Raw genomic sequence first — 12,595 nt, forward strand, 5'->3', positions numbered from 1 at the left:
CTTTTACCAATTGGCCTATTAGTCATCCTTACCAAGCCCCGATAAGCGAGAAGTCGCTACGAATTTGATCAGCAGTATTCGCCATGCCCTACCTCTCTTAACGAATTCAGCTTAAGGGCGATCAGGATACATCACACCCCACCGCCCACGAAAAAGCCCGCCCCGGTCTCCCGGGGCGGGCTTCGTCGTTTCAGGCTCTGTCGAACCCGCCGGTCGTCAGACCAGCGAGCCGTGGCACTGCTTGAACTTCTTGCCCGAACCGCAGGGGCAGGCGCCGTTGCGGTTGGTGCGCTCCCAGCCTTCCGGCAGGGACGACACCGGCAGGGCCTCGCGCTGCTCGGGCGACAGGCCTTCCGGGATCGCGCCGGCCACGGCGGCGTTCTCGCCGGTCAGCGGGTCCAGGTGCACCGGGATCAGGTTTTCCGGCGTGTGCAGCGGCTCGGGTTCGGCATAGGCGATCTCGACCGTCATCAGCCAGCGGGTGGTGTTGGTGCGCAGGTCGCCCAGCAGCTTCTCGAACAGGCTGAAGGCTTCGGTCTTGTACTCGTTCAGCGGGTCGCGCTGGCCGTAGCCGCGCAGGCCGATGACGTTGCGCAGGTGGTCCAGGTGCATCAGGTGCTCGCGCCACTGCAGATCGATCATCTGCAGCAGGAAGCTCTTTTCCACCTGGCGCATCTGCTCGGGCGTGATGATCACTTCACGCTGGGCGGCGTACTCGTCGGCGGCCTTGGTGATGCGCTCGCGGAAGGCCTCGTCGTCGACGCCCTCTTCGGACGCCCATTCCTTCAGCGGCAGGTCCATGCCCAGCACGGCCTGGACGCGCTCATGCAGCCCGTCGATGTCCCACTGCTCGGCATAAGCCTTGGGCGGCACGTGGCGGGCGACCAGGTCGTCGATCACGTCGTGGCGCATCTCGTGGATGACTTCCGACAGATCGCTCGATTCCATGAACTCCTGGCGCTGCTCGAACACGGCCTTGCGCTGGTCGTTGACGACGTCGTCGTACTTCAGGAGGTTCTTGCGGATCTCGTAGTTGCGCTGCTCGACGCGGGTCTGGGCCTTGGCGATGGCCGCGTTCAGCCAGCGGTGGGTGATCGCCTCGCCGTCCTGGACGCCGAAGGTGCGCATGATCGCGTCCAGGCGCTCGCCGGCGAAGATGCGCAGCAGGTCGTCTTCGCACGACAGGAAGAACTTCGAACGACCCGGGTCGCCCTGACGGCCGGTGCGGCCGCGCAGCTGGTTGTCGATGCGGCGGCTTTCGTGGCGCTCGGTGCCCAGCACGAACAGGCCGCCGGCGGCCAGGGCCGCCTTCTTGGCGTCGGCGATCTCGGCCTCGATCTCGGCGCGATGCTCGGCCTCGGCTTCCGGCGAGACCTCGATGCCCAGGCCCCGTTGCTCGATCTTCCACTTGGACAGGCGCATGTCGATGCTGCCGCCCAGCTGGATGTCGGTGCCGCGACCGGCCATGTTGGTGGCGATGGTCACCGCGCCGGGCACGCCGGCGTCGGCGACGATGCCGGCTTCCTGCTCGTGGAAGCGGGCGTTCAGCACCTGGTGCGGGATGCCCTTGCGCGTCTTGCCTTCGACTTCCCACTCGTAGGTGTCGAGCAGCTTGGACAGCTCTTCGGACTTCTCGATCGACACGGTGCCGACCAGGATCGGCTGGCCGCGCACGTGGCAGTCGGCGATCTGCACCAGGATGGCGCGGTTCTTCTCGGCCTCGGTGCGATAGACCTCGTCGTCGTCGTCGATGCGCTGGATGACGCGGTTGGTCGGGATTTCGCTGACGCCCATCTTGTAGATGTCGTCGAACTCCTGCGCCTCGGTCGAGGCCGTGCCGGTCATGCCCGACAGCTTGGTGTAGAGGCGGAAGTAGTTCTGGATCGTCACCGAGGCCAGGGTCTGGTTCTCGGGCTGGATGTCGGCGCCTTCCTTGGCCTCGATGGCCTGGTGCAGGCCTTCCGACAGGCGGCGGCCGGTCATCATGCGACCGGTGAACTCGTCGATCAGGACGACTTCGCCGCCCTTGACGATGTAGTCCTTGTCGCGCGTGTAGAGCACGTTGGCCCGCAGGGCCTGGTTGACGTGGTGCACCACCGAGATGTTGGCCGCGTCGTAGAGGCCGGCGGTGTCCTCGGCGAGGTGGTTCCCGGCGATCAGGATTTCCTCGATCTTTTCCTGGCCCTCTTCGGTCAGGATGACCTGCTTCTGCTTCTCGTCGTGATCGTAGGTGGTCTTGTCCTTGATCAGCTCCTTAACGAGCAGATCGATGGTCTTGTAGAACTCGCTGCGGTCCTCGGTCGGGCCCGAGATGATCAGCGGGGTGCGGGCTTCGTCGATCAGGATCGAGTCGACTTCGTCGACGATCACGTAGTGGTGGCCGCGCTGGACCATCTCGTTGACGTCGTAGACGAGGTTGTCGCGCAGGTAGTCGAAGCCGAATTCGTTGTTGGTGCCGTAGGTGATGTCGGCGCGGTAGGCGCGCTGGCGATCGCCTTGGCTCAGGCCGTTGACGATGATGCCGTAGGACAGGCCCAGGAAGTTGTAGAGCTGACCCATCCACTCGGCGTCGCGGGTGGCCAGGTAGTCGTTGACGGTGATGACGTGCACGCCCTTGCCGGCCAGTGCGTTCAGGTAGGTCGGCAGGGTGGCGACCAGCGTCTTGCCTTCACCCGTGCGCATTTCGGAGATGCCGCCGAAGTGCAGCACCATGCCGCCGATCATCTGCACGTCGAAGTGGCGCATGCCCAGAGCGCGCTTGGACCCCTCGCGCACCACGGCGAAGGCTTCGTTGAGGATGTCGTCGAGGGTTTCGCCCTTTTCCAGGCGGTCCTTGAATTCCTGGGTCTTGGCCTTCAGCGCCTCGTCCGACAGCGCGGCCATCTGGGGCTCGAGCGCGTTGATCTTGGCGACGCGGCCGTGAAGCGACTTCACCTTGCGTTCGTTGGAGGAACCGAAGAGCTTTTTGGCGAAGCCGAGCATGCAGAAAGGATCCGGAGCGAGAACTTAGTGTGGCCGGCGCTAAGGCTTTATCGGCCTTCACTACGGTAATGACGGTGCGCCGAGATCGTAGAACCCCTGAAAACGGCGCGCGCGCGAGACTTAAGCACCGCCCCTCCCAGTGTCAACGCGAGGCCAGGCCCGCCGGGGCGTCGAAAAGCCCGATAGGCCAAGCTTTCACCCGCTGCGCGAAACCCGTTCGGCGGCGATGCAAACCCTCATTGCGCCGCGCGGTTCCGAGAACCGTATCCTCGCGCGCGAAGTTTAGAGGGCCAAGCCTTCCGAAACGGCTTTCCCTTTGGCCTGACGCGCTCTAGAGCGCATTTCATATGACCAGCGGAGATCCGCGCCCGATGAACCCCGTCCGTAATCCTCGCTCGCTCCTGACGGCCGCCGTGCTCGGCCTGGCGCTGCTGGTCGCCGCCTGCGGCCGCGGCGGCGTCGACGAGCGCCCGCCAGAGCCGGGCGACACGGCCGTCGCGCGGGTCGACGGCCACGCCGTCTGGGCCTCGGACGTCAAGCGCGAGGCGGTGGCCCAGGGCCTGATCGGCGAGGGCGAGCCGCTGGACGTCTCGTCCGACCTGTTCCGCCGCGTCCTCGACGAGGTCATCGACCAGAAGCTGCTGGCCGCCGAGGCCATCGAGCGCAAGCTCGACAAGGATCCCGTGGCCCAGCGCCGCCTGGCCGCCGCCCGCGAGCGCATCCTGGGCGACATGCTGGTCGAGGGCATGGTCGAGAAGGCCGTCACCGAGGACAACATCCGCGGCCTCTACGGCGAGCAGCAGAAGCTGACCAAGCAGTCAGAGGAGATCCGCGCCCGCCAGATCCTGGTGCCCACCCAGGCCGAAGCCGAAAGCGTCAAGAAGCTGCTGGCGACCGGCGCCTCGTTCGACGCCCTGGCCATGGAGCGCTCCAAGGACGAGGCCACCCGCTTCAAGGGCGGCGACCTCGACTACTTCACCGTCGACATCATGCCCGATCCCTACGCCGTGGCCCTGAAGGACGCCAAGAAGGGCGACCTCGTCGGCCCGTTCGCCATCAACGGCGGCTGGGTGGTGATGCGCGTCGAGGACAAGCGCCAGGAAGCGCCGATGAGCCTGGAGGAAGCCCGTCCGCAGATCGTGCGTTTCCTCACCTACGACCAGGTCCGCGACCTGCTGGAGAAACTGCGCGGCGGCGCCAAGGTGGAGATGCTGGTCGGCAAGGGCCAGGAGATCCCCGGCGCCCCGCAGGAGCCGGCCTCCGCGCCGCCGGGCGGCGGCGAGCCCGCTCCCAGCTCCGACCTCGACAACGCCCCGCCCGCCTCGGCTCCGGCCCAGAACTCGGTCCAGAAGAAATGACCCGCAAGCCCACCACGACCTCGACCGACAAGGCCGCCCAGAACGCCAAGGCCCCGACCAAGGCCAAGGCCGCGCCGAAAGCCGCCGAGAAGGCGCCGACCACCGCCACCCCCGCCGAGATCGTCGGCCAGGTCGGCGCCACGGTCGGCCACGCGCTGGACCGCGCCCTCGACCCGCTGGCCTCGGCCCTGAAGCGCGCCGGCCTGCGCCGCGCCCAGAAGTCGGCCGGCGAGACGCCCGCTCAGGCCGCGCCCGTCGTCGCCCCGCCGCCGGTCGCCCCGGGCAAGCCGGGCCTGGCCGTCTCGCCGCTGGCCGTGCCGTTCCCGGTCATCCCGCCGATCGCCGGGGTCGAGATCGCCACCGGCCGCGCCGGCTTCTACAAGCACGAGCGCCCCGACCTGCTGCTGATGCGCTTCGCCGAGGGCACCTCGGGCGCGGGCGTCTTCACCCGCCACGGCGTCGGATCGGCCCCGGTCGACTGGTGCAAGCGCCAGTTGGCCGCCAGCGGCGGCGCCGACGTGCGCGCCCTGGTGGTCAACGCCGGCTGCGCCAACAGCTTCACCGGCAAGCCCGGCGCCGACGCCGTGCGTCGCGTGGCCACGGCTGTGGGCAAGCGCTTCGACTGCCGCCAGCGCGACGTGATGATGGCCTCGACCGGCGTCATCGGCGTGATCCTCGACGACAGCAAGATCACCTCGAACCTGCGCGAGGTGGAAACCCGCCTCACCGCCGACGGCTGGGCCCAGGCGGCCTCGGCCATCATGACCACCGACACCTTCCCAAAGGGCGCCTACGCGACCGCGATGATCGACGGCCACGAGGTCAAGATCGCCGGCATCGCCAAGGGCTCGGGCATGATCGCGCCCGACATGGCCACCATGCTGGCCTTCGTGGCCACCGACGCGGCCATCGCGCCCGCCGCCCTGCAGACCCTGGTCTCGCTCTATACCCGCACCACCTTCAACTGCGTGACGGTGGACGGCGACCGCTCGACCAACGACACGCTGCTGCTGTTCGCGACCGGGCAGTCGTCGGCGCCGAAGATCGCGCGGGCCGGCGACAAGCGCCTGGCCGACTTCCGCGAAAAGCTGGAAGGCGTGCTGCTGGATCTCGCCATGCAGCTGGTCCGCGACGGCGAAGGCGCCACCAAGTTCGTCAAGATCACCGTCAACGGCGCCGAGAGCCCGCTGTCGGCCCGCAAGATCGCCCGCACCATCGCCGAGAGCCCGCTGGTCAAGACCGCCTTCGCCGGCGAGGACGCCAACTGGGGCCGCATCGTCATGGCCGTCGGCCGCGCCGACGAGCCGGTCAACCGCGAAAAGATCAGCGTCCGCTTCGGCGAGCTCTACGCCGCCCGCGACGGCCTGGTCTCGGCCGAGTACGACGAGGCGGCCATGAGCGCCTACATGAAGAACCAGGAGCTCGAGGTCACCGTCGAGGTCGGCGTCGGCAAGGGCAGCTCCACGGTGTGGACCTGCGACCTGACCAAGCAGTACGTGGCCATCAACGGGGATTATCGGTCTTAAGGGCCGCGAGGCGGGGCAAACGCCTCGCCCACTGGAGCTCCATGAGCAGCCTGATCCAATCCTTGTCGGTCGACGCCGCCGGTAACGCCTCGCGGCTCGACTTCTCGACCACGGGCGGCGTCAACTGGCCCGAATGGTATCGCTTCCTGACGATCGACGGCCAGCCGGCCTACCTGATCGGCAATGTCTGCAACACCTGCACCTTCTTCTTCGAGCGCAAGGAAGGCGCCAAGGGGGGACTGGGCGTAGAGGCCCTGGCCGAGACCCTTGAAGCGGGCGTCTCAGAACTTGCGGCCGGGCTGACAGAGCAGATGGCCGCGGCGATGCCGAGCGGCCGATACGACGCCCTGCTGCTGCGCGTCGAACCCCAAGCGACAATCCATGGCGGGCCGGGCGACTACTTCACCAGTGAGCAGCTCAAGGCCTGGGGCCCCTGCGGCGCCTGGAACCCGAAAAATGAACCGGCGGCGCCCTACTACCGCGCCGGCGTGCGACCCGTTGCTTCGACCGAGCAATTGTTCGAGTTCATCATGCCGATGTTCCCGCCCGGCGACCTCGCGCCTTCGCGCATTGACCATTACCGTGCGCTCATCGAAGACGGCCAGGAACCCACGGCGCTCGCCATCTCTGTGCTCGACGTAAAGTACACCGATGAGGAGACCCATTGGTGCCTGGCGCACTACCTGCTCGACGGTCACCACAAGGTCGAGGCGGCCGCCCGCAACGGCCGGCCGATCACGCTCGTCTCGTTCCTGGCCCATGAAAAAGGCACGTCCTCCAGCGACCAGATCGCCAAGGCGCTCTCCATCTTGGGTGGCCGCCGCACGCTGCTTACCTAGACCACCGCCTCGCAGCGGCCGTCGCGGACGATGAAGTCGAAGACCTGGTCCAAGCCGGGCGTGACGTAGCCGATGTGGCAGGAGGCGGTCTGGCGATCGGCGAACGACACCAGGATCTCGCCATGTCCTTCGCACTTGGCGGGCTGGACGCCGGTGAAGCGGTCCCCCGACCTGGAAAGCGGAACCTGCCGGTCGCACAGCCGAAGCTCGGCGCCGACGACCTCGCCGTCGGCGACACGCACGTCGAAGCGGTTCCACGCCGTATCGCAGGCGGTCAGGGCGAGAAGCCCAAGCAGGACGATCTTCTTCATGGCGTCACCTTGGCTGACGTTTCGGATCCGAGAGCACGCCTAGAGCCGATCCAGCCTGGCGCTGTGCATCGTCTCGTGCGGCTTCGACGGCCGGCCGCGGGTCATGCGCAGCGTCGCCATCGTCGCCAGCAAGGCCAGACCGACGCCGCCGGCCGCGGCGCAGGCCAGCGCGATCAACACGGCGTCGCCGCGCGGCTCCTGGCTCCAGTAGGCCCAGTGGGCGTGGTTCTGGTCGAGCACATAGATCCGGCCGTGGATCAGATGCTGCGCCAGGTTCCAGCCGTTCCAGCCCAGGGTCAGCAGCGCGACCCCGGCAAGCGCGAACCACTCCATGGCGTCGCGATCGGAGATCGCGTGCAGTTGGTCCAGCAACTTCCTTCGCACCGCCATTCTCACCCCCGCTGACCAGACCCGCGATGGCGGCCACGCCCAGCCACCCCATATGCCGGAAAGATCGACGCCCCCAAACGCCATCCTCGCCCGCCCGATCTTCGCAGCCCCGATCCTCACAGCCCCGATCTTCACAGCAAAGAGCCCGCCATGAAAATCCTCATCGTCCTGACCTCGCACGACACCCTCGGCGACACCGGCAAGAAGACCGGCTTCTGGCTGGAGGAGCTGGCCGCGCCGTACTACGTGTTCAAGGACGCCGGCGCCGACCTCGTCCTGGCCTCGCCGGCGGGCGGCCAGCCGCCGCTCGATCCCAAGAGCGACCTGCCCGACTTCCAGACCGACGCGACCCGCCGGTTCCAGGCCGACGAGGCCGCGCTGGAGGCCCTGGCCCAGACCGTTCCGCTGGCCGACGTGAAGGCCGCCGACTTCGACGCCGTCTTCTATCCCGGCGGCCATGGCCCGCTGTGGGATCTTGCCGAGTCCCCCGTCTCGGTCGCCCTGATCGAGGCGTTCGACCGCGCCGGCAAGCCCCAGGCCCTGGTCTGCCACGCCCCCGGCGCCCTGCGCCACGTCAAGGCCGCCGACGGCCGCCCGCTGGTGGCCGGCCGCAAGGTCACCGGCTTCACCAACGGCGAGGAGGACGCCGTCGAGCTGACCGACATCGTGCCGTTCCTGGTCGAGGACATGCTGAAGGCGAACGGCGGCCTCTATGAGAAGGGTCCCGACTGGGCGCCCCACGTCGTCGAGGACGGCGACCTGATCACCGGCCAGAACCCCGCCAGCAGCGACGCCGTCGCCCACGCCCTGGTCAAGCGCCTGGCGGCGCGGGCCTGACCTCGTCCCCTCCCGTAGAACCCCCGCTTCCGCGGGGATCTTACGGGAGGGGGTCACACCCTCAGTTCGCTGCGCGCTCGCACGTCGGCCAGCGCGTGGTCGACCAGCAGCGCGCCGTCCTCCCACACCGTGACCATGGCGTCGGTCCAGCCCTGCGGCGCGGTCTCGCCCTCGGCCACCGCGACCGTGCGATACTCGCCCGCCGCGTTTCGCTGCAGCATCAGCCGCCCGGCCTTGGAGCGCTTGCCCGGATCGGTGACCGGGTTCTTGCTGACGTCGATCCACGCCCCGTCGACCTTGGCCGCCGAGCACTTCAGCGCGAAGCGCTGGGTGTCGCGGTCCAGTTGCTGCAAGAGGCCGCCGCCCATGCCGAAGGCCAGGTTCTCGGCGGAGAAGCCGTCGGCGATCACGCGGTCGAGGATGGCGGCGATGCTGACCGGATTGACCCCGTCGCCCTGGATCACCCGCACGTGGCTTAGCACCTTGTAGCCCTTGGCGTTCACCGTGCTGCCGAAGGCTTCGTCCAGGCGCCTCAGGGTCTCGGCGACGATGGTGACCGGGTCGCCGGAGTCGGGGCGGATCACCACCGTCGCGCCGCTGGCGATCACCGCCTCGCGCAGCTCCTGCCCCCAGATGCGGCTGACCGCGTCGAACAGGTCGTAGCTGTCGGACACCACCGAGAACAGGCCGCCCGGCTTGCCGAAGCTCTTCAGCATGTTGCGATAGGCGTCGGCCTCGCGATCGCGGCCCCAGCTGGTGATGGTGCTGTGCTCGGCGGCCGGGATTGAGAAGGCCGCCATCGGCTCGTTGTACCAGGCCCGCCCCGCCTGCACGGCGGCCAGGGTGTCGCTGCCCAGGAAGTTGACGAGGTGAGCCAGGCCCCCGATCGCCGCGCTTTCCCTGCTGGAGACGCCCCGCGCCCCGAAGTCGTGCAGCTTGAACGGCAGCTGGCCCTCGGGATCGTCGCAGGTCTTTTCCAGCGCCGCCCGGAGGGTCTGCTTTACGCTCCAGCTGATGGTCGCGACGGTGACCGGATACCAGACCCGCAGCAGCAGGGTCTCCAGGTAGGACGGCAGCCAGAAGCACTCCGGGTCGGTGTTCTCGATGGTCATCAGCGCCTGGTGCGTGGGAACCACCGCCCCCTCGGGCACGGCGCGGATGCGCACCGGCAGGCGGCCGCCGTGCACGTCGACGATCCGCCGCCAGCCGGCCTCGTTGAAGGGCTCGCCGTGCGCGGCCAGCAGCTGCGCGGCCTCGTCGACCATGGCGTGGGTGACGGGGGTGACCAGCGCCGTCTTCAGGATCGCCTGCAGACCGAAGAAGACCGTGCGGTCATAGCGCCCGCCGCGGCTCTCGACATAGAAGAAGGCGCCCGTGGTCCTGGGCGGATACTGCAGCCAGTGGCTGGCCTTGTAGCTGTCGGTGTCGAGGATCAGGTTGTCGAACATCAGGGGGCGCCTCGCACCGTCGGCGCACGCCCGACCACGCCCATGCTAGTGGCGCGCGTCCTGCGTTGTCAGCCCCCGCGTGCAGGCCGGGTGCAGGACCCGAGGATTGTCGGCGCACGCCCCCTTGCGCCCCTGGACCGACGCGCGGGACCAGCCCAGCCTCGGGCGCGTGTTCGGGGGAGCGTTCATGGGCAGACGAAGCTACATGCTGGTGCAGGGCGGCGCGGCGGTCGTGACCGGCCTGCAGACGGCGGCGGGCGTCGCCTCGTGCATCGCGCCCTACTTCGACGAGTTCGAGGAGGATCCGAGCGAAATGACCAGCGCCCTTGGCCCGGTGCTGGTCATCCTCGGCGCGCTGACCCTGGGCTACGTCCTCAACGCCTTCTCCCGGCGCGACAAGAACCGCCCGCTGCGCATCGCCGCAAACCTCGCCAGCGGCTTGGGCCTGCTGCTGGCCCTATGGTTCCTGCTCATGCTGTTTCGGTTCACGTACGAGCCCGGCCTCCTCGCGCCGCTCGTGATCCTCGGGACCCTGACGGCGCACGGCGTGCTGGGCCGTCCCGTTTCGCGCGAGGGCGAGCGGCGGATGGCGCGCCGGCCGCCCCTCAGCCTGGCCGATCCTCAGAACCCGTAGAGCGCCGCGTACTCGGCGTCCTTGGCGGCGATCTGGCGGGCACAGTCGACCATCACCTTGGCCTGTTTCCAGGTGGCGTCGTCCTGCATCTTGCCGTCGATCATCGCCACGCCCGAGCCGTCGGGCATGGCCTCCAGGATGCGCTTGGCGAAGGCCACCTCGGCGGGGTCGGGACTGAACACGCTCTTGGCGATGGCGATCTGGCTGGGGTGCAGGCTCCAGGCCCCGGCGCAGCCCATCAGGAAGGCGTTGCGGAACTGCTGCTCGCAGGCGACGGGATCGTCGATGGCCCCGAACGGACCATAGAACGGCTTGATGCCGTGGGCCGCGCAGGCGTCGACCATCTTGGCGAAGGTGTAGTGCCAGAGGTCCTGCTGGACCGAGACGCGGGGCGAACCGTCCGCATGCGGATCTTCTATGACGCGATAGCCCGGATGGCCGCCGCCGACCCGCGTCGTCTTCATCGCCCGGCTGGCGGCCAGGTCGGCCGGGCCCAGCGAAATCCCCTGCATGCGCGGACTGGCGCCGGCGATCTGCTCGACGTTCATAACCCCTTCGGCCGTCTCCAGGATGGCGTGCAGCAGGATAGGCCGGGTCACCCCGTGCTTGGCCTCCAGCGAGGCCAGCAGCTGGTCGATGTAGAAGATGTCCCAAGGCCCCTCGACCTTGGGGACCATGATGACGTCGATCTTGTCGCCGGCCTTCTCGACCAGGGTCGCCACCTCGTCGAGATGCCAGGGCGAGTTGAGGCAGTTGATCCGCACCCACAGGCCAACGCCCAGGGCCGCAAAGTCGACCTCGCGCGACATCGCGATGGTCCCGGCCAGGGCCGCGCCCTTGGCGTCGGCGGGGATGGCGTCTTCCAGATTGGCCAGGATCACGTCGACCGTGGGGGCGATCTCGCCGACCTTGGCCCGCACCTTCTCCAGGTGCGGCGGCACGAAGTGGATCATCCGCTCGACGCGGGCGGGAAGCTCCCGCCACGGCGCCGGGGCGCCGATGGCCAGGGGTTTGAAGAAGCCTCGGGCGGTCTTCATGCGCGTCTTCCCTAGGTGCTTATTTCGCAGTTGCGAGAAGACTGCGGCGCTAGCGCCAGGGGGTCAAGGGCGACGCAGGGTCAGCCCTGCGCCGGTCTCGGCGGCGCATCATCGGGATCTTCCCGCCCCAGCTCGTCGGCGGCGTCGTTCTGCGAGACGTGAGCGGCCGCCTTGCCTCGGGCCTTGCGCGCCGCGCGCGGCTCCAGGCGCAGGGCGGCGCGGGCGTCCTCGCCCTCCTCGCCGAACAGGCCGCGCAGTCGCACGTCGCGCTGCGGATAGGGGATTTCGATCCCGGCCCCGCGCAGGGCGTCGTCGATGGCCCAGGTATAGGCCGCGAAGATCGCCGCCGGCCGACGCACGGCCTCGACCGTCGGCCAGACGATCAGCTCGAACTTCAGGGCGTGCTCGCCATAACCGACCAGCCACACCTGGGTGCGGCGCACCGCGTCGTCGGCGCTGGTGAAGGGCACGCTGCGGGCCGCCTTCAGCACCGCCTCGCGCACCGCTTCCTTGTCGACCCCGAAGGCGGTGACGAACGGCACCCGAATGCGCCGCGTGGTGTTGCGCAGGGTCCAGTTGATCACCTGGTCGTTGACCAGCACCGAGTTGGGCACGATCACGTCGGTGGCGTCGTTGGTGCGGATGCGCGTGGCGCGCGGCCCGATCTCGTGCACGACGCCTCGCGCGCCGTTCGACAGCTCGACGAAGTCGCCCACCGCCACCAGCCGCTCGAACACCAGGCTGACGCCCGAGGCGAAGTCCTTGATCACGCCCTGAAGGCCCAGGCCGACGCCCACGCCGACGGCGCCGGCGAAGACGGTCAGCGAGGTCAGGTCGATGCCCATGGTCGACAGGCCGGCCAGCAGGCCCACCAGCACCAGGCCGTAGGTGGTCAGCTTCTCGACCACATAGAGCGAGGGTCCGCTGTCGGCCGCCCGCGCCCGCAGGCGCCGAAGGCCCGCCGCCGCCAGCCGCGCGGCCAGCAGGGCGGCGATGACGATGACGATCCCCGCACCCAGCCCGCCCACCGTGATCGCCGACTTGCCGAGCTTGACCAGCTCGAGGGCGTCCAGGCGCTGCAGGGGATTGTCGCTCATGGGGCGGAGTTTGAGCGCGGGCGGGCGACGGGTTCAAGACCCGCGGACCGGATGGCAAGGGACCTCCCCCCGTGGGGGAGGCGGCCGAAGGCCGGTGGGGGGAAGTTTTCAGCTTCCGATGCCCTGGCCTATCTCA

Annotated in this window: 11 protein-coding genes; 5 read left to right on the forward strand and 6 right to left on the reverse strand. The window is 68.6% G+C overall.

What is annotated here, in order from left to right; genetic code table 11:
- Positions 1-216 precede the first annotated feature (216 nt).
- The gene (secA, locus tag G5B46_RS09890; protein ID WP_165258238.1) at positions 217-2,982 is read right to left on the reverse strand and encodes a preprotein translocase subunit SecA; all 2,766 of its coding nucleotides are present in this window, start codon (positions 2,980-2,982) and stop codon (positions 217-219) included.
- A 371-nt stretch (positions 2,983-3,353) separates the two neighbouring features.
- Between secA and G5B46_RS09895 the strand changes: the two genes are divergently transcribed.
- The 3 genes from G5B46_RS09895 to G5B46_RS09905 are packed head-to-tail and all read left to right on the forward strand — an operon-like array spanning position 3,354 to position 6,705.
- Positions 3,354-4,340: a peptidyl-prolyl cis-trans isomerase gene (locus G5B46_RS09895; RefSeq protein ID WP_165258240.1), complete on the forward strand. Its 987-nt coding sequence runs from the start codon at positions 3,354-3,356 to the stop codon at positions 4,338-4,340.
- On the forward strand, positions 4,337-5,866 hold the full coding sequence (argJ, locus tag G5B46_RS09900; RefSeq protein WP_205691579.1) for a bifunctional glutamate N-acetyltransferase/amino-acid acetyltransferase ArgJ: 1,530 nt from the start codon (positions 4,337-4,339) through the stop codon (positions 5,864-5,866). Before G5B46_RS09895 ends, argJ begins: the two co-directional genes overlap by 4 nt.
- Before the next feature lie 41 nt (positions 5,867-5,907).
- Positions 5,908-6,705: a hypothetical protein gene (locus G5B46_RS09905; RefSeq protein ID WP_165258242.1), complete on the forward strand. Its 798-nt coding sequence runs from the start codon at positions 5,908-5,910 to the stop codon at positions 6,703-6,705.
- Here G5B46_RS09905 and G5B46_RS09910 read toward each other — a convergent pair.
- The gene (locus tag G5B46_RS09910; RefSeq protein ID WP_165258244.1) at positions 6,702-7,016 is read right to left on the reverse strand and encodes a hypothetical protein; all 315 of its coding nucleotides are present in this window, start codon (positions 7,014-7,016) and stop codon (positions 6,702-6,704) included. The genes G5B46_RS09905 and G5B46_RS09910 overlap by 4 nt on opposite strands.
- 39 nt (positions 7,017-7,055) lie before the next feature.
- The gene (locus tag G5B46_RS09915) at positions 7,056-7,406 is read right to left on the reverse strand and encodes a hypothetical protein (protein WP_165258246.1); all 351 of its coding nucleotides are present in this window, start codon (positions 7,404-7,406) and stop codon (positions 7,056-7,058) included.
- Between the two features lie 150 nt (positions 7,407-7,556).
- Between G5B46_RS09915 and G5B46_RS09920 the strand changes: the two genes are divergently transcribed.
- Positions 7,557-8,243, forward strand: coding sequence for a type 1 glutamine amidotransferase domain-containing protein (locus tag G5B46_RS09920; RefSeq protein WP_165258248.1), 687 nt, complete (start codon positions 7,557-7,559; stop codon positions 8,241-8,243).
- Positions 8,244-8,296: 53 nt separating this feature from the next.
- Here the strand turns inward: G5B46_RS09920 and G5B46_RS09925 are convergent, their stop codons facing one another.
- On the reverse strand, positions 8,297-9,691 hold the full coding sequence (locus tag G5B46_RS09925; RefSeq protein WP_165258250.1) for a nicotinate phosphoribosyltransferase: 1,395 nt from the start codon (positions 9,689-9,691) through the stop codon (positions 8,297-8,299).
- Between the two features lie 187 nt (positions 9,692-9,878).
- On the opposite strand from G5B46_RS09925, the gene G5B46_RS09930 reads away from it, so the two are divergent.
- A complete protein-coding gene (locus tag G5B46_RS09930) occupies positions 9,879-10,325 on the forward strand; it encodes a hypothetical protein (RefSeq protein WP_165258252.1) in 447 nt (148 codons plus the stop codon).
- Here the strand turns inward: G5B46_RS09930 and G5B46_RS09935 are convergent.
- Entirely contained in the window at positions 10,313-11,362 is a 1,050-nt protein-coding gene (locus tag G5B46_RS09935; RefSeq protein ID WP_165258254.1) for a CoA ester lyase, read from the reverse strand. The genes G5B46_RS09930 and G5B46_RS09935 overlap by 13 nt on opposite strands.
- 80 nt (positions 11,363-11,442) lie before the next feature.
- Positions 11,443-12,459, reverse strand: coding sequence for a mechanosensitive ion channel domain-containing protein (locus G5B46_RS09940; protein ID WP_165258256.1), 1,017 nt, complete (start codon positions 12,457-12,459; stop codon positions 11,443-11,445).
- Positions 12,460-12,595 lie beyond the last annotated feature (136 nt).

Source organism: Caulobacter sp. 602-2, assembly GCF_011043625.1.
Classification (GTDB): domain Bacteria; phylum Pseudomonadota; class Alphaproteobacteria; order Caulobacterales; family Caulobacteraceae; genus Caulobacter.